This is a genomic window from Paraburkholderia phenoliruptrix (assembly GCF_019511605.1).
GTDB lineage: Bacteria > Pseudomonadota > Gammaproteobacteria > Burkholderiales > Burkholderiaceae > Paraburkholderia > Paraburkholderia phenoliruptrix_A.
Genome location: NZ_JAEUAV010000012.1, coordinates 52,379 through 69,366 on the forward strand (window position 1 = coordinate 52,379; position 16,988 = coordinate 69,366).

At 61.3% G+C, this 16,988-nt stretch carries 14 protein-coding genes and 1 pseudogene; 7 read left to right on the forward strand and 8 right to left on the reverse strand.

Going from position 1 to position 16,988, the window contains the following annotated elements; all coding sequences use genetic code 11:
• The first annotated feature begins 140 nt into the window (after positions 1 to 140).
• The 5 genes from betC (at position 141) to JNB89_RS16790 (ending at position 6,449) form a co-directional block, all read left to right on the forward strand.
• Positions 141 to 1,679: a choline-sulfatase gene (gene betC / locus JNB89_RS16770; RefSeq protein ID WP_220363002.1), complete on the forward strand. Its 1,539-nt coding sequence runs from the start codon at positions 141 to 143 to the stop codon at positions 1,677 to 1,679.
• A gap of 62 nt (positions 1,680 to 1,741) precedes the next feature.
• Positions 1,742 to 2,695, forward strand: coding sequence for a choline ABC transporter substrate-binding protein (locus JNB89_RS16775; protein WP_220363003.1), 954 nt, complete (start codon positions 1,742 to 1,744; stop codon positions 2,693 to 2,695).
• A gap of 267 nt (positions 2,696 to 2,962) precedes the next feature.
• On the forward strand, positions 2,963 to 4,111 hold the full coding sequence (locus JNB89_RS16780) for a porin (protein WP_013343324.1): 1,149 nt from the start codon (positions 2,963 to 2,965) through the stop codon (positions 4,109 to 4,111).
• 262 nt (positions 4,112 to 4,373) lie between these two features.
• Positions 4,374 to 5,315 carry a LysR family transcriptional regulator gene (locus tag JNB89_RS16785; RefSeq protein WP_220363004.1) on the forward strand — a complete coding sequence of 314 codons (942 nt, stop codon included), beginning with the start codon at positions 4,374 to 4,376 and terminating at the stop codon, positions 5,313 to 5,315.
• Between the two features lie 279 nt (positions 5,316 to 5,594).
• The gene (locus JNB89_RS16790) at positions 5,595 to 6,449 is read left to right on the forward strand and encodes a PA4780 family RIO1-like protein kinase (protein WP_220363005.1); all 855 of its coding nucleotides are present in this window, start codon (positions 5,595 to 5,597) and stop codon (positions 6,447 to 6,449) included.
• A gap of 101 nt (positions 6,450 to 6,550) precedes the next feature.
• On the opposite strand, the gene JNB89_RS16795 is transcribed toward JNB89_RS16790, so the two are convergent.
• The 3 genes from JNB89_RS16795 to JNB89_RS31070 form a co-directional block, all read right to left on the reverse strand.
• Complete coding sequence (locus JNB89_RS16795; protein ID WP_220363006.1) at positions 6,551 to 7,681, reverse strand: DSD1 family PLP-dependent enzyme; 1,131 nt, start codon at positions 7,679 to 7,681, stop codon at positions 6,551 to 6,553.
• 143 nt (positions 7,682 to 7,824) lie between these two features.
• The gene (locus JNB89_RS16800; protein WP_220363007.1) at positions 7,825 to 8,745 is read right to left on the reverse strand and encodes a LysR family transcriptional regulator; all 921 of its coding nucleotides are present in this window, start codon (positions 8,743 to 8,745) and stop codon (positions 7,825 to 7,827) included.
• A gap of 27 nt (positions 8,746 to 8,772) precedes the next feature.
• A complete protein-coding gene (locus JNB89_RS31070) occupies positions 8,773 to 9,051 on the reverse strand; it encodes a metal/formaldehyde-sensitive transcriptional repressor (protein ID WP_013343329.1) in 279 nt (92 codons plus the stop codon).
• Positions 9,052 to 9,160: 109 nt separating this feature from the next.
• On the opposite strand from JNB89_RS31070, the gene JNB89_RS16810 reads away from it, so the two are divergent.
• On the forward strand, positions 9,161 to 10,222 hold the full coding sequence (locus tag JNB89_RS16810) for a DMT family transporter (RefSeq protein ID WP_135894575.1): 1,062 nt from the start codon (positions 9,161 to 9,163) through the stop codon (positions 10,220 to 10,222).
• 39 nt (positions 10,223 to 10,261) lie between these two features.
• Here the strand turns inward: JNB89_RS16810 and JNB89_RS16815 are convergent, their stop codons facing one another.
• Both JNB89_RS16815 and JNB89_RS16820 read right to left on the reverse strand, forming a co-directional pair.
• Entirely contained in the window at positions 10,262 to 11,734 is a 1,473-nt protein-coding gene (locus JNB89_RS16815; RefSeq protein ID WP_220363008.1) for an MBL fold metallo-hydrolase RNA specificity domain-containing protein, read from the reverse strand.
• Between the two features lie 49 nt (positions 11,735 to 11,783).
• Positions 11,784 to 12,011: a hypothetical protein gene (locus JNB89_RS16820; RefSeq protein ID WP_220363009.1), complete on the reverse strand. Its 228-nt coding sequence runs from the start codon at positions 12,009 to 12,011 to the stop codon at positions 11,784 to 11,786.
• Between the two features lie 196 nt (positions 12,012 to 12,207).
• Here JNB89_RS16820 and JNB89_RS16825 point away from each other — a divergent pair, with 196 nt between their 5' ends.
• Positions 12,208 to 12,753: a hypothetical protein gene (locus tag JNB89_RS16825; RefSeq protein ID WP_223216787.1), complete on the forward strand. Its 546-nt coding sequence runs from the start codon at positions 12,208 to 12,210 to the stop codon at positions 12,751 to 12,753.
• Between the two features lie 104 nt (positions 12,754 to 12,857).
• Here JNB89_RS16825 and JNB89_RS16830 read toward each other — a convergent pair whose 3' ends face one another.
• The 3 genes and pseudogenes from JNB89_RS16830 to JNB89_RS16840 form a co-directional block, all read right to left on the reverse strand.
• Positions 12,858 to 15,323, reverse strand: a complete 2,466-nt coding sequence (locus JNB89_RS16830) for a cation-translocating P-type ATPase (RefSeq protein ID WP_220363085.1) — start codon at positions 15,321 to 15,323, stop codon at positions 12,858 to 12,860.
• A 351-nt stretch (positions 15,324 to 15,674) separates the two neighbouring features.
• Positions 15,675 to 16,010: pseudogene (locus tag JNB89_RS31375) on the reverse strand (amino acid permease); the annotation flags it as partial.
• Positions 15,994 to 16,932, reverse strand: a complete 939-nt coding sequence (locus tag JNB89_RS16840; RefSeq protein ID WP_135894578.1) for a LysR family transcriptional regulator — start codon at positions 16,930 to 16,932, stop codon at positions 15,994 to 15,996. The gene JNB89_RS16840 and the pseudogene JNB89_RS31375, both read right to left, overlap by 17 nt.
• Positions 16,933 to 16,988: the final 56 nt, after the last annotated feature.

A 16,988-nucleotide genomic window follows, 5' to 3' on the forward strand; every position in this document is an offset into this window, starting at 1 on the left:
TTGACCGGCAATAGTGCGTTCATACCGTGCACGCGCCGCAGGCCCGTTTGCTACAGCATGAGTGGTTGCGGTAGCGCTGGCAGTGGCGCCCGCACGAGTACTTGCACTGACATTCATGATTTTATTCGAGGCACGCCCCAATGCTTGACAGCAAAAAGAATATTCTCATTCTGATGGCCGACCAGATGACCCCGTTCGCGCTCGCCGCATACGGACACCCGTTGACCAGAACGCCGAACCTGGACCGTCTGGTGCGGCAGGGCGTGGTTTTCGATTCGGCGTACTGCGCGAGCCCTCTATGCGCGCCGTCGCGCTTTTCGTTTCTTTCGGGCAAGCTGCCGTCTGCGATCGGCGCTTATGACAATGCAGCGGAATTTCCGTCGCAAACGCTGACGTTCGCGCATTACCTGCGTGCCGAAGGGTACCGCACGATTCTGTCGGGGAAGATGCATTTCTGCGGCGCCGATCAATTGCACGGTTTCGAAGAGCGCCTCACTACCGACATTTACCCCGCCGACTTCGGCTGGACACCCAACTGGGAAGACTTCGAAACACGGCCCACGTGGTATCACAACATGAGTTCCGTGATCGACGCGGGCCCATGCGTGCGCACGAACCAGCTCGATTTCGACGATGAAGTCACGTTTACGACGCGTCAGAAGCTATTCGACATCGCGCGCGAACGTCATGCCGGCAAGGACGCGCGGCCCTTCTGCATGGTCGCCTCGTTGACGCATCCGCACGATCCGTATGCCGTTCCGCAAAAGTACTGGGACATGTACCAGGACGAAGATATCGACATGCCCCGCCATTACGATTCATTCGACCAAGCCGATCCACATTCGCGGCGCTTACGCCACGTTTGCGAAACCGATCGCACGCCTCCTACCGCGCAGCAGGTCCGTAACGCACGGCGCGCGTATTACGGTGCGATCTCTTATGTCGATGACCAGTTCGGCGCGATTCTCGAAGCGCTGGAGCAGGCGGGGCTTGCGAAAGATACGATCATCGTCGTCACTTCCGATCATGGCGAAATGCTCGGCGAACGGGGACTCTGGTACAAGATGACGTTTTTCGAAGGCGGCTGCCGTGTACCGCTGATCGTGCATGCGCCGCAGCAGTTCGACGCGCATCGGGTGCAGGCTTCTGTTTCGCATCTTGATCTGCTGCCTACTCTCGTCGAACTGGCGCGCGGCGAGGCGCCTTCTGCGTGGCCCGATTCGCTCGACGGACATAGCCTCGTGCCGCATCTGCAAAGCGCTCAGCATGGTCATGACGAGGCTATTGGCGAATACCTTGCCGAAGGGGCGATTGCACCGATCGTGATGCTTCGGCGCGGGCGTTTCAAATTCATTCATACGCCCGCTGATCCAGACCAGCTCTACGACGTGCAGGGCGATCCGCTCGAACGTGTGAATCTCGCGCCGAACCCCGAGTACGCCGCCGAGGTCGACGCGTGGCGCAAGGAAATTGCCGCCCGCTGGGACCTCGCGGCACTGCACAAACAGGTGCTTGAAAGCCAGCGCCGCCGGCGCTTTCATTTCGCTGCGACCACGCAAGGCGCGGTTGCATCGTGGGACTGGCAGCCATTGGTCGATGCGAGCCAGCGTTACATGCGCAATCACATCGACCTCGATACGCTGGAAGCCATGGCGCGGTTTCCCGCTGTCGTGCACTGATCGATAACGCAGGGCAACTATGTCCCTGCGGCCTCATGATTCACCCACCACAGGAAGCCGCGATGATGAAAAAGCTATTCAAACAGGCCATATCCGGCGTTGCGCTGCTATGCGCGGCGGCGAGTCTCGCATCGGCCGCCGAGCCGCAATCGTGCATGCAGGTCAATATGGCGGGGCCCGGATGGACCGATATCGATGCAACGAACGCGATGACGGGCGTCGTGCTGAAGGCACTCGGCTACAAGCAGAAGGTCGCGAACCTGTCGGTGCCCATCACCTATCAGGGCTTGAAAAAAGGTCAAATCGACGTGTTTCTCGGCAACTGGATGCCCGCTCAGGCGCCGGTCGTCAAACCGTTCGAGGAAGAAAAGTCGATTGTGGTCGTGCATCCGAACCTGAGCAATGCCAAGTTCACGCTGGCAGTGCCCGACTACGTGGCGGCCGCGGGCGTGCACTCGTTCGCCGATCTCGCGAAGAATGCCGACAAGTTCGACAGCAAGATATACGGCATAGAGCCGGGCGCGCCGGCCAATCAGAACATCAAGAAGATGGTGGACGACAAGGCCTTTGGGCTCGACAGCTGGAAGGTCGTGGAATCGAGCGAAACCGGCATGCTCACTCAGGTGGAGCGTGCGGTTCGCGAGAAAAAGTGGATTGTGTTTCTCGCGTGGGAGCCGCATGTGATGAACACCAAATTCAAGCTGACGTATCTGGACGGCGGCGACAAGTACTTTGGTCCGAACTATGGGGGCGCCACCGTGAATACCGTGGCGCGCACCGGCTATGCAGAGCAGTGTCCAAACGTGGGCCGTCTTTTCAGGCAGCTTACGTTTAACGTCGACCTCGAAAACGGTGTAATTACCGAAGTACTCGAAAAGAAGACCAGTGTGGATGTTGCCGCCACCGAAGCGCTCAAGCGCCATCCCGAACTTCTCAAATCATGGCTTGACGGCGTGAACACAGCGAGCGGCGGCAATGGCTTGCAAGCCGTTCAGACGGCGCTTGGCGTGAAATGACACGATACCTTGCAACCGCAAGGTCGCGATGCGACAGATTCATGTCGCATCCGATCGATTCGCCATAAATCTGGACTCGTATTCTTGACCCGTCGATGCCAGGCCTCGCGGAAATTCATGCTCGACAAATAGTAGCCAGGCCTCATTGACCGGTCTCAACCGGTTTCGAACTGCCCGTCACGCGAGAAGTGCCGCGCGCCTCACAACAGCGCGGCAGGGATCGCTTCATCCAACGAATTGCGCAGTCATAGAGCAGGGGAGAATCAGATGAAGAAGAGAAATGCCGTCGGTCTTTCGGGACTCGCCATTGCGGCAAGCGCCGCATTTGCCCCCACGGCTGTCCACGCACAAAGCAGCGTCACGCTGTACGGCATTCTGGATGCCGGCATTACCTACGTGAATAATGCCGGTGGCTCGCACCAGGTCAAGTTCGACGACGGCATTTCATACGGCAACCGTATCGGCTTCAAGGGCACCGAGGATCTCGGCGGCGGCTTGCAGGCGGTTTTCGTGCTGGAGTCGGGTTTCCACCTGGGCAATGGTCAATTGGGATTCGGTGGGGCCGAATTCGGCCGCCAGGCGTATGTCGGATTGAAGAACAGCTGGGGCACCTTGTCGTTCGGTAATCAGCTCGATATGACCGAAGAGTTTGCCTACCTGTACAACATCTCTGCGTGGGCGAGCGGTTACGCGATCCACCAGGGCGACTTCGACCGCATGAACGGCGACCGGCTGCCCAACTCCATCAAGTTCCTCTCCAACGATATATCCGGCTTTTCTTTCGGCGGCATGTATTCGTTCGGCAACACCGCGGGCGACTTCCACCAGAAGAGCGCATGGAGCGTCGGGGCGCGCTACGAGCACGGTCCCTTTAACATGGGCGCCGCTTATACGCAGTTGAACAACCCCTTTGGCATTTACGCGTTCGACCCGTACGCGATGATCGGCACCCGTACGTTCCTCGGCAGGCCCACCGTTTCGGTCGATCCTGCAACCGGAGCGGTCACTGATCTGTACAGCTCCACTTCGTTTCCGGTCGACAAGCAGGGTGCGTTTGCCGTGGGCGCTGCCTACACGATCGGCAACGTGATGCTGAGCGGCAACTTCACGTATACGACCATCAAGGGGCTTGGCCAAACGTCGCATATGCAGGTGTACGAAGGCGGCGCTTCCTACACGTTCACGCCCGCGTTGATGCTCTACGGCGGCTATCAACACACGCGGTTCGAAGGGAACCACTGGAACCAGGGATCGCTCGGACTCCACTACCTGCTGTCCAAACGCACGGACGTGTACATCTCCGGCGATTACCTGCGTGCCTCGGACGGCGTGAATGCGGTCATTGGCTACAGCTTCACGCCGTCGTCCACCAGCACGCAGGCAGACGTGCGTATCGGCATGCGTCATTCCTTCTAAGCGCTCTGGCGGATTCTGCACGTCGGAATCCCGTCTGCGTTGCTTGTGCGCGCGGCTCGTCCGCGCTAATTGTATTTGTCGCTTCTTTACGTCCGCTTTACAATCCCCTCCCACGCTCGAGTTGCGCCAGCTTGCGGTGTGCAGACGCTGCAGCTTCGCGTGTCGCGCTTCATCTCTTCGCTTCGCAATGAGCGATGCACGAGCATGCGGTGCGTCGTCATCGCGCATAGTTTCAATATCATGGCAGGACCGGGGACGCCGAATGGCGATAAAGCTTTCTCTTGAAGCGCTTGAAGTACTGGACGCAATCGACAGGACAGGCACCTTCGCCGAAGCGGCGGATCTGCTGCACAAAGTACCGTCAACGTTGACGTACCTCGTGCAGAAGATCGAGAGCGACCTGAGTGTCGAGCTGTTTGATCGCAGTGGAAGACGCGCCAAACTCACGCCGGCTGGCCGTGTGGTCGTCGAAGAGGGGCGTCAGTTGTTGAAAGCGGCGCGGCAACTGGAGGAGAAAGCGCAGGGCATTCATCAGGGCTGGGAATCCGAACTGCGTATTTGCCTTGACGAGATATTGCCGTTCGGTTCGTTATGGCCTTTGGTTCGAGAGTTCTACACGCTTGAAACGATCACGCGGCTGCGCTTCTCGACTGAGGTGCTTGGCGGCGTATGGGACGCACTGATCACGCGGCGCGCCGATCTCGCCGTGGGCGCGGTCGGCGAGCCGCCGCACGCGGCGAACATCGCGGTACAGCCTATTGGAACCATGAGGCATGTCTTCGTGGTGGCAGCCGGTCATCCGCTTGCGGCCATGCCCGAGCCGTTGGATAGCGGCACGATTGCCCGATATCGCGGCGTCGTGATCAGCGATACATCGCGCGAATTGCGGCCTCAATCGGTGGCTACGCACGACGGACAGCCGGTAATCATCGTGCCCACGCTGGCCGCCAAGCTGGGTGCGTTGTGCGAGGGGATAGCGGTGGGCATGTTGCCTGAGCGCGTGGCCGAACGAGCGATAGGCGAAGGCAGGCTCGTCGCGAAACGCGTCACCGGCGTGCGCGAGCATACGCAATGCTATCTCGCCTGGCGCGAGGATAAATGCGGGCACGCGTTGGATTGGTGGGTCGAGCAACTGGATAAAGGCGATCTCATCAAGCGGTTGTTCGATTATGCGGACCGCGGGCTGGGAGCCACCTGCAACTAGTAAGCAGGCGGCGCGGCCAAGCGCGGTTTCGTCGCTCAGTGAGCCGGCTATCGGCTTCCAGGTTGGCGACACGTGCGCTGACACAATAGAGCTGGTCCGCTGCGCATCCTCGCTTACCTTATAATCCCGCATGACTTCATTCGTTGCCACCGCAGCAAGATTCCCCGCCGCGTCATCGGGCGCCTTTACCATCGGTTCGTCGTTCTGCCCTGTGTCAGCGAGCCATGCGCTGTCCACACACGCGGAATCTACGCACCACGAGCCGCAACTGGCGGTTGCATGAAAATACCTAAACGGCTCGCGCCGCTGCTCGAAGAGGGACTCATCGACGAGGTTGTCGGTCAGTTGATGAGCGGCAAGGAAGCCACGGTCTATGTCGTGCGCAGCGGCGACTCCACGCGTTGCGCAAAGGTCTATAAAGACGCCCGGCAGCGCAGCTTTCGCCAGGCTGCGTCGTATCGCGACGGCCGCAAGGTCAAGAATAGCCGGCAGGCGCGTGCGATGGAAAAGGGCACGCGCTACGGCCGCCAGATGCAGGAAGCGTCATGGCAGAACGCGGAAGTGGACGCGCTGTTCCGGCTCGCCAACGCAGGCGTGCGCGTGCCGCAGCCCTATATCTGCACTGACGGCGTGCTGCTGATGGAACTCGTCGTGGACGCGATGGGCGATGTCGCGCCGCGCCTGAACGACGTCGATCTGACTGAAGAACGCGCGCTGCAACTGCACGCGCTGCTGCTCAACCAGGTGGTCCGGATGCTCTGCGCCGGCGTGGTTCACGGTGACCTGTCGGAGTACAACATTCTGCTGGCAGCAGACGGGCCGGTGATTATCGACTTGCCTCAGGCTGTCGACGCAGCCGGCAACAACGAGGCTGCCGCGATGCTGGAACGTGACGTCGGCAACCTCGCCGCGTATTTCGGACGGTTCGCTCCGCAACTACTCAACTCCCGTTATGGCGCCGAAATCTGGACACTGTTCGAAGCGGGGCAGCTACGTGTCGATGTGGAATTGACGGGCCGCATAGAGACCGACACGCGACCCGTCGATCTGGACGGTGTGCTGCAGGAAATTGAAGCGACTCGCCTTGAAGAGAACGAGCGATTGCGGCGACAGCAGGAACTGAGTTCGGACTAGAAGCCGTATCCAATGTCCTACGAAACGGCACTGAAGCGGAAACCTCGTGGCACTCCCCCCGCTTCAGTGCCAACGCTTAAGCAGGCACCCCTGAGTTCGCCTCACCAGCCATAAAAGCGCGGCCACGTTTCGAGACTGCCGTCAGCACGCACGGCCTGATAGGCGGGGTGCTGCGCGCCTGTCGCACACGCATGGTTGGGGAGGATGCGCAGGCGCGTGCCGATCGGCAGGCGCTTTTCTATCTCGTGGTCCGGAGTGCCCGCTCGCGAAATGATGCCGTGCTCCTGGTTCGCGGCGCTCATCACATACTTGCTCAGCACCTCGCCGTTTTCCAGGCAAACCAGTCCATAACCAAAATCGTGTTTCTGCCGTTGCGTCCCGCGGTCGCGGCTCATGGCCATCCAGCCCGCATCCACTATGGCCCAGCCTTTTTCTTTTTGATGACCGATCACGGTCGTCAATACGCTTAAGGCAATGTCGGAGAGTTCGTTCACGCCGACGTTATGCATGACAAGGTCGAACATGACGTACACGCCTGCACGAACTTCCGTTACGCCGTGCAACTGCCCGGCGGCGAGCGCTGTCGGCGTCGACCCGATGCTGATCACCTCGCACGGCAGGCCCGCAGCCCGAATGCGCTCGGCCGCATGCACGCAGCCCGAGCGCTCCTGTTCGGCGATGCGGGCGAGTTCGTCGTGCGTGTCGTAGTCGTAGCTGGAACCCGCGTGTGCGAGTACTCCGCCGACGTACATGCCTCCGTTCGATAGCGTGGCGGCGACAGTGATGAGCAGGTCGTCTTCCGGCGCGATGCCCGAACGGTGGCCGTCCACGTCGATCTCGATCCACACTTCGAACGCTTCGTCGTGTTGTCTGCCGAAGGCGACGATGGCCTCGGCGCACGCAACGCTATCGGCGACGATTTTCAGATCGCAGCCTTGCCGCCGCAATGCGAGCGCCTGCGGGAGCTTGGTCGGCGCCATGCCGACAGCGTAGACAATGTCGCGAATGCCAGTGGCAAAGAACTGCTCGGCTTCTTTCAGCGTGGACACCGTTATGCCGCGTGCGCCGGCAGCAAGTTGCGCTCTGACCACCTGCTCGCATTTCGTCGTTTTTACGTGCGGGCGAAAGCTCACGCCGAGCGTGTTCATGCGTTGCTGCATTCGCTCGATGTTGCGGTTCATGCGCGCTACGTCGATCAATGCTGCCGGGGTGTTCAACGACTCCAAGTTCATGGCTGGCTCCTGCCTGTGTTTCGCGCAACCGGCGTGCGGTTCAAGCTCGGCCATTGCGCGGGAAGCCGCCACTATAGGCGCTCGCGACGGCGTTGTGATTAACGGCTCGCAAACCCACCATTAAACGTGGTTTAACGGTTGGTCTAGTTGCGCCAGGGCACTGGATCGAAGGCTCGCTTCGCGGCTTCCAGAAACACGCGTTGACGGATAGTCAGGTTTTGACGCGTGGGCGTGAGGGCCATGATCGGTGCAGGTTCGAGGCGCCATGCGGGCAACACGCGGCGCAGTTTTCCCTCGGCGATAAGCCTCGCGCAATCCCATTCGGAACGCGCGACGACTCCGAGTCCGTCGACCGCCCAGTCCCTGACGACGGTGCCGTCGTTCGAAGACAGGGCACTGTCGAGGCGTATCGTGACCGATCGGGTTGGCCGTTTGCCTGCGGCGTCGCGTTGAGTAAAACGCAGGCGCGTCACGTCTTCGTCGTTCTCGCGTAATGCCAGATATTCGCACCGGTTCAGTTCAGAGGGATGCTTGAGCCTCGAGAGGCTCCGTGCGAGGGCAGGACTTGCGCAAAGAAAGCGTTCGTTGGGCGCGAGAAAATGGCCGACCCACGACGACCCTTTGGCGCGGCCGATAGAAATGACCGCGTCAGCGCCCGAGGCCGCAGCGAGCGGGCTCTCGACCAGCACGAGAGAAATGGCGAGATTGGGATGTGAGCGACGCAGGTCGCGCACGAGCGGCGCGACATATTCGCGCCCGAAGCCAAACGGTGCGACCACGCGTAAATGGCCACTGGCACCGCTCGACTCGCCCGAGACGCGCGACGCAATGGACTCGATCCGCTCCAGTATTTCGATCGCTTCCTGAACGATGCGCTGACCTTCGTCGGTGAGGGAGATGCCTCTCGCCGCGCGCGTGGCCAGTTGCATTCCCATGCGTTGTTCTATGCGCTGAAGCCGTACTGTGACCGCCGGCGGGGTCAAATCCAGCAGCCTTGCAGCGGCGGCAAGCGAGCGCGATCCGTCGAGCGCGCGAAGCAGTTGCATGTCCTCGAGTTGCAGCATTAAGGGCTCGTTAATGGCGGTGGGTTGTCACTTGAAGTAGCTGTGCACGACCTGAATGAGCTGCTCCGTTGCGCTTGCTTCGTCATGGGAACTCACGTTGCCGGCGTCGACGAGATGGGTGCGGATGTGATCTTCCAGTACCACGGCCAGCAGACCGTTCATCGCTCCGCGGCAGCTCGTGATCAATTGCAACACGTCGTTGCAGCCGTTTTCCCCTTCGAGCGCGCGCTCGATCGCTTCCACCTGGCCTTTGATGCGCCGCACACGATTGAGCAGCTTCTGCTTCTCGCGGATGGTATGACTCACGCATGTCTCCGGCAATATAGGGTAGGGGGGTATGCTAACATGAAAGTGCACCCGTTTTCCCAGGTGTCGCCTATTGTTGAAGTTGAGCCGTTTCTTGCCGGAATTTCTCATGACCGCTCGTTTGAATGCAGCTTTGACCGCGCTCGCTGCCGCCGCGCTGTTCGGCGCCACTACGCCGCTTGCCAAGATTCTGTTGGGAACGCTGTCTCCCTTTACCGTGGCGGGGCTGTTCTACCTCGGCAGTGGGATCGGGCTTGCGCTGACGCTGCTGGTGCAGCGTGTTCGCCGCAGCGCACAGGCGCGCAAAGACCAGGGCCGCATTCAGATGGCCGAAGTGCCGTGGCTGGCCGGCGCGATTGTCGCGGGTGGCGTGGCGGGCCCGGCTTTGCTCATGTTGGGTCTGGCAAGTACGCCTGCGGCAACGAGTTCGCTGCTGCTGAACCTGGAGGGCGTGTTTACCGCCGTGATTGCGTGGGTGGTTTTCCGCGAAAACGTCGACTACCAGGTGTTCCTCGGCATGGTCGCTATCGTGGCAGGTGCGGTGCTGCTTTCCTGGCAACCGGGCGCGAGCGGTATTCCCGCCGGCGCCATGCTGGTTGCCGGCGCCTGCCTGTGCTGGGCAATCGACAACAACCTCACGCGCAAGGTCTCGGCCAACGATGCGACCGTCATTGCATGTTTGAAGGGGCTGGTAGCAGGCGTTGTCAATCTGGTTATCGCTTACCTGATGGGCGACCGCTTTCCGGACGCGTTGCGCACGGTGTCCGCAATGGTCACGGGATTCGCCGGGTATGGCGTTAGCCTCGTGCTCTTCGTGATCGCGCTGCGCAATCTGGGCACCGCCAGAACCGGCGCGTATTTTTCTGTCGCGCCGCTTTTTGGGGTTGCGCTGTCGCTAGCCTTGTGGCCGCAAATGCCCACCGTGCTGTTCTGGTGCGCCGCTTTACTCATGGGCATTGGCGTCTGGCTGCATTTGCGCGAACGCCACGAACACCGTCACACGCATGAACGGTTGGCGCACACGCACCGGCATCGTCACGACGAGCACCATCAGCACGAGCACGATTTCGAGTGGGACGGAACCGAGCCGCATACCCATCCGCATGTTCATATGCCGATTACTCATACGCACGCACATTTTCCGGACATTCACCACCGTCATTCTCATTGACGCGTTCTCCGGCCCACGCCGTCGCGGGGCGTGGCGGCGTCAGGCGGAGCTTGAGCCTGGTGCGGGTCGAGAAGGCGCAGCCGGTGCCCAGCCGGCTGCCGGTGCGCAGCCGGCGACGCCAACCCTGGTGTTCGCGGCACGCTCGTCCGCGGCTGTCGGCAAAACGACGGTTTGCTGATAGATCGGCACCTCACACGGCCAGTGATATGTTTGTTCGATGTGACGTCGCATTGCGTCGGCGGCAGCCGGCTCGCCGTGCGTGACAAAAGTGCGTTGCGGTGGCTCGGCTATCGAACTGAGCCACGAGAGCAGCTCGCCATAGTCGGCGTGGGCTGAGAGCGACGAGAGACACACCACCGACGCCCGCACTCGCACATCCTCGCCATGAATCCTGATGTCAGGCGCACCTGAAGCAAGGGCAGCGCCGCGCGTGCCCGCAGCCTGAAAGCCGACCAGTGCAATCGTGTTGCGGTGATCCGGAGCAAACGCTTTCAGATGATGCAGGACCCGCCCGCCTGTCGCCATGCCGCTACCGGCAATGATGACCATTGGGCCACGCCGTCCGAGAATAGCCTTCGATTCGTCGACGGTGCGCACCATTTGCGCGGCGTGGCTGATCGCGTTGGCCTCGGTGGAACTCACGCGATGTTCGCCTACATGGTGCCGGTAAAGCTGCGTGACGCTGGTTGCCATCGGACTGTCGAGAAACACGGGGACATTCGCCATGCGGCCAGTCGCTTTCAGTTGCGCGATGTAGTGCAGAATGGTCTGCGCCCGTCCCACCGCAAAGCATGGAATGACCACGACGCCGCCACGCCGGAACGTCGCCGCGAAGATTTCCGCGAGTTCGGTGGCCGGATCGGTTTTCGTGTGAAGCCGGTCGCCGTAGGTCGATTCGACGACCAGGTAGTCTGCGTGCGCAAGCGGCATCGGCGGGCGCATGATGGGATCGTCGGGCCGGCCGATGTCGCCCGAAAAAGCAATCACCTTGCCTTCCACGCACAGCACGACGCTCGCTGCGCCGAGGATGTGTCCGGCGGGAAGCAGCCGGAAGCATGCATGCTCGTTCAGTTGTTTCGGCACGTCGAAGTCGAGTGCAACGAGTCGTTCGAGCGCTTGCTCGGCGTCTTCAATCGTGTAAAGCGGCAGGGCGGGATGATGCTTCGACAGACCGTGCCGGTTCGCGTACGCCGCCTCTTCTTCCTGCAGCCGCGCGCTGTCGCGCAACATGATCTCGCACAGATCGCGAGTGCCGCGCGTGCAGTACACCGGTCCACGGTAGCCCATGCGCGCGAGCACCGGCAGATAGCCGCTGTGATCAAGATGCGCGTGGGTGAGTATCACGGCGTCCAGCGTGCCGATATCGACTGGAAACGGATTCCAGTTGCGCAGGCGCAGATTCTTCGTGCCCTGGAACAGACCGCAGTCGATGAGAATCCGCAGGCCAGCGCCTTCGAGCAGATATCTGGAACCGGTTACGGTTTCGGCCGCACCGAGAAACGTCAGTTTCATTTGTCATATCTCCCGATCAGGCGAGTGCATCGCATTGCGACGGGTGGTTTCAGCGCGCGGCGGTATCGCACAGTGCTTGCGCGAAGCGTCGAAACGCCTGCAGCGAGCCCGCAATGCTCTGGTACTTTTCGCGGCCAATCTGGCCGTCGAGCGTGACGAGCATGCCGGCGTCACGGGCGAGAGTGAGAATGCGGCTGAAGTCGTCGCAGGTATCGGCGGCAAGCGGCAGAGGGCTGTCGGCCGGGGTTTGGGCGGCATGGAACGCGGCGTTCGACATGATGGTCTCCTGATGAGCCTTGCTATTTCCGTTTCCGGTAAGTTCAGTAAAGGCCATTGACCTGCCCGAAAAAATCAGGTCCCGCTGAGACTGGAGTCAGCATTTCTGCGCGGGTGTCAGCGCTTCCCTACACGTTTGCGCGCAAGGGATGTCAGGGAAAGTTCTGGGTTCGCGCGGATCGCTCTTAAGACAGTCGATGATCCAGGTCAAATGCATAGTGCCGTCCTCCTCATACCTTTTGAGGGAGTGGTTTGTGCGGTGCACCGACCGCACACCGACGATGGGCGGAGTGGATATGAAAAACGTGCGGATGATAGTTCCTGGTCTGCTGATGGCCTTGCTGGCCGCATGCAGTACGCAAGGGCGCATAGCGGCATGCCGCGACACCGAAATCGCGCTTGCCAACGCGCGTGACCTGGCGCGCGTGGCTTGTTCGACCGCAGCCGATTGCGATCGTTTATGGCGCCGCACGGGGTTGTATGTGGCACAACGCTCGGCAACGCCGATCCGTCGGTCGGATGACAGGGCGATCGAAACAGCGGAGCCGCACACATTCGGCGCCCTTTATGTATGGGCGACGCGAACGACCGACGCCAACGGCATTTCGACCATTCAGATCAAGGGCATGTGCCGCGGGATGTATCGGGCGAACGGCACGCCGGGTTTGCTGTACGACAGCTGTGCTGAACAGATTCGCGCGGTCGAAACGGATTTCCGGCCGTTTATAGGGGCGGCGTCGTGAACACGGCGGTATGAAAGAGAAAGGTGCGCGCCGGCGCGGCCGAGGCCGAGCGCCGCGACCCACCACAACGCCTGTACGGCGGCGACCATGGTCTGACTTCACGGCTAAAGGCCTGATCGGAAATCGAGCAAGGCGACCTGGCCAAAAAGCCGGGCGAGGGCGGGAATCGTCAACAGAAGCAGCAGGGCTATGCCCGTCAAGGTCAACACGATCCACAGGTAGCGGTTGCGCATGCGGAAGAGCGCGCGGCTATCGGACAACGTCAAGGCCCGAATCGCAAAGATCAGCGCAACGTTGCCCACGACGAGCGACACAAATGCAAGTGTCCTGGCCACTGAAGCTTGATAAGCATGGCTTAGCAAAACCATATAGATGCCGATGACCAGCGCGGCAACGAGAGCGCCTACGGCGGCATTGCGAGCGAGAGCCTGAGTCGATAGAAGCCGCGTGCCGGTGCGGCGCGGCGGCCGATGCATCAGATCCTCGCGCTCCGGTTCGTTCTCGAACACCACCGAGCAGACCGGATTGATGATCAGCTCAAGAAACACGACGTGGGCGGGCGCGAGCAGCGGCGGCCAACCTGCCAGAACGGGAATCAGGCTTGCCGCAATCATTGGGACATGCACGGCAACGGTGTAGCTGATTGCCTGCACGAGATTGGCATAGATGTGTCTGCCGAGGCGAATAGCCGACACGATCGGCGTGAAGTCTTCGCGAAGCAGTACCAGAGAAGCCACTTCGCGCGCCACTTCGGCGCCGCGCAAGCCCATTGCAATGCCGATGTGTGCGGCCTTCAGCGCCGGCGCGTCGTTCACGCCGTCGCCGGTCATCGCGACGACATGGCCGCTTTCGCGAAACGCATTGACAAGCCGTAACTTCTGCTCCGGCTTGACGCGGGCAAACGTGTCGACAGTCCTCGTGATTTCGCCGAGTTGCGTGTCGTCCAGCTCGGCGATTTCGTTGCCGGTCACCACACGCCCGCTGCGGATTCCCACTTCGGCCGCTATGGCCTGCGCCGTCGAGGGATAATCGCCGGTGATCATCACTACGCGGATGCCTGCTGCCTGGCACTGTGCGATAGCGCCTGCGACTTCGGGGCGGACCGGGTCCAGCAGACCTACGAGTCCCACGAACGAAAACTCGAAGTCGTGCTGATTGTCCGGCCAGACAGCGTGCGAGTGGCGCGCTTTCGCGACGCCAAGCACGCGCAAGCCTGCCGACGCCATCTGCGCGGCCTCCTGGAGAATGCTGTGGGTCTGTCCCTCGCCGAGGCGGCACAACTGGCAGACCGCTTCGGGCGCGCCTTTGCACGCGACCGGATGATGGTCGAGTAGAGGCGTATGCCACGCGTGCGACATCGCAGGCAGTTCAGGCGTCAACGCGTATTCATGAACCAGCGACCAGTCTTCGTGGATGCGTCCGGTGCCGGCCAGTTCCGCGCGCCCCGTCTGGTGAAACGCGAGTTCCATTGGATCGACCGGCTCGATCTCGCTCGCGAGCACCAGATACTCGATGAGTTCGTGATACGCCTCGTCGATTCTTTGCGTCGATTCGTCGACGGATTGCCGTTTTCCTTGCGCGAAAAGCACTCGCACCGACATCCGGTTCTGCGTCAGCGTGCCGGTCTTATCGACACAGAGCACCGAGGTCTGGCCGAGCGTCTCGATGGCGTTCATCCGCCGGGTCAGCACGCCTTCGTTCGCAATGCGGCGCGCGCCCAGTGCCATGAACACGGTGAGGATCACCGGGATCTCTTCGGGAAGAATGCCCATTGCGAGCGTGATTGCCCCGAGTACACCGGAGATCCATTCACCGTATCGCCAACGGTAAGCCACGATCAGCAGCAGACAGAGCGCGATCGCAATCAGCGCGAAACGGCGGACGAATGCTCCCGTTTCCACCTGCAACGGCGACGGCGCTTCGGCGATGCCGGTAAGCGACTTGCCAATGCGCCCGAGCGTCGTATTGTGCGCCGTGGCCGTCACCACCATGCGCCCCTGACCTTGGACTACCATCGAGCCGAAAAACAGCATGGTGTCGGGGTTGGCACCGTCCGCGAGGTCAGGCCGCGTGCCTGGCGGCGCCGCAGCCTTGGCCACCGCGACGGACTCGCCGCTCAGCAGCGACTCGTCGACGCTCAGTTCATGAGCCTCTGTCAAGATACCGTCGGCCGGCACACGTGCGCCTTCGTCCACGAAAACCACGTCGCCTGGAACGAGTTCGGCCGCACCGACCTGTTGCCGCTGCCCGTCCCGCAGCACCTGAGCCGCAGGGGCCGAAAGCTCACGAAGAGAGTCGAGCACGCGCCCGGTTCGATGACTCTGGAAAACAGTGAGGAAGACGACCGCCATCACGAACGCGAGCAGCATCAGTGCTTCAGAAGCGTCTCCTACCAGCAGGTAAATAGAGGCTGCTGCAAGCAGCAGCAGAAACATGGGTTCGCGCAGCACCTCGGCGACCGTGCGCCACCAGCCGGGCCGTTGCGCCGAGTCAACGACGTTGCGGCCGAAGCGGGCTCGCTGAGCATCCACCTCCGCGCTCGTGAGCCCGCCCGCGCGCCAGCCCTGCATAACCGACGATTCTGCTTGCGGGTCACTGCGCCGAGAGTTCGTGTGCGGGTCCAGGTGATCGGTTTCCATGCTGGGGTCGCTTGCTATGGCGCGTTCTGCGCCGCGCCGGGCGGCTGATGACGGGAGGGCGCTACCCGCACCGGCAGGTGCAAAGGGGCTATCCCGGCCTTGTTCTATTCAGACCGCAATTCGGCGTGCTGCGTGAGGGCACGGGATGTTGAGGGTTTCTATTACGTTCCAGTGACGTTCCAGTGCCAGAATGACGCCGGGCGGGCAGAAGGGCGTTGACCTGAATCAAGCGGCCAGTCCACCGCGGCAATCGCTTGCATCCGCTAACGTGAGGCAAGAGTGGGACAAGACGTTGCTTGCGACCAGCGTCATCAGCATGAAGGGCGCGCCGCCCCAGCTCGGCAGCCAGGGCAGGAAATCGTGCAGGATAGCGCCGCACAGAATCGCTTCGAGCGTAATCGTCATCATGGACTTGAACCAGTACAGTCAGCCCACCGCATGGCCTGCCCACTCGCCGAGATAGGCGCTGGCATACGTGGAAAACGAGTCGCTGTCGGTATTGCGGGACGCCAACTCGCCGAGCATGAACATGACCAGCGTGACTATGATGCCGCCCACGATGTATGACAGGATTGCTGCCGGCCCATGTTTTGCGGTTTTCTCATGAGCGCATGCGATTGTCTTCGTCTATATCGATGATCCCGGCGGGATTTCCCGTTGCCGCTTCGGTAAACAGCGCGGTGAACTGGTCAAGCGTATTCATCGTGTCGCGCCCCGTGCGCGTGATGCGGTAAAACGAGAGCGGCACTTCCGGGCGAATCGCGTCGATGCGCACGCGATACCGGTAGCAGATGTGCTCGCAGAATTGCGGCATGACCGCGGTGCCGAGTCCTTCCTGCGCCATTGCAATGGCCGTCTGTAAATGCCCGACCACAATGCGCCGGCTCACCGTCACTTCTTCTTTTGAAAGCGTCGCTTCGATCAGGCGTTGCAGCGGATTGTCCTTCGGCAGCGTGATGAGCGGCTGATCTTCGAGCGCAGTCCAGCGGATGCCCGAGCCGCGCCGCGGCGAGCCTTCGTCCGTACTGGACACGGCAACGAGGCGCGTCGGAAAGAGCGGCACACGGTCGATGCCGGAAAGCTGCGAGAAGAACACGCCGAAGGCCGCATCGAGATGACCTTCCTCGACCATCTGCAGGAGCTCGGTCGGATTGCGGTCGACGAGTTCGATATGCGAGGCCGGATAGACCTGCGCGAAACGCGCGAGTACGGGTGGCATGAGGCTCGCCGCGATCATCGGCGTGCAGCCGAGCAGCAGCGACGACTGCTTCTGCCGGCCCAGTTCGTTGAGTTCGATCACCGACTTTTCGAGCGTCTCGACGATCGCCATAGCCGTGGGATAAAACACGCGCCCGGCATCGGTAAGCGACACCGTGCGCGTGGTGCGTTCGAGCAACCGGCAATTCAGTTGCGTTTCGAGTTCGCGGATGATCGCCGACAGCGCCGCCTGGCTCAGATGCATGCTCTGCGCCGTCTTCGTGAAGCTCGATGCGTTCGCGACGCCGAGAAAGACTTTGAGTTGTTTGAGGGACAGGTTCATCGACGACAGCTCTTCGTGGATCGGGCTTGAGGCAAGCCCGATTCTATCCCGTCTGC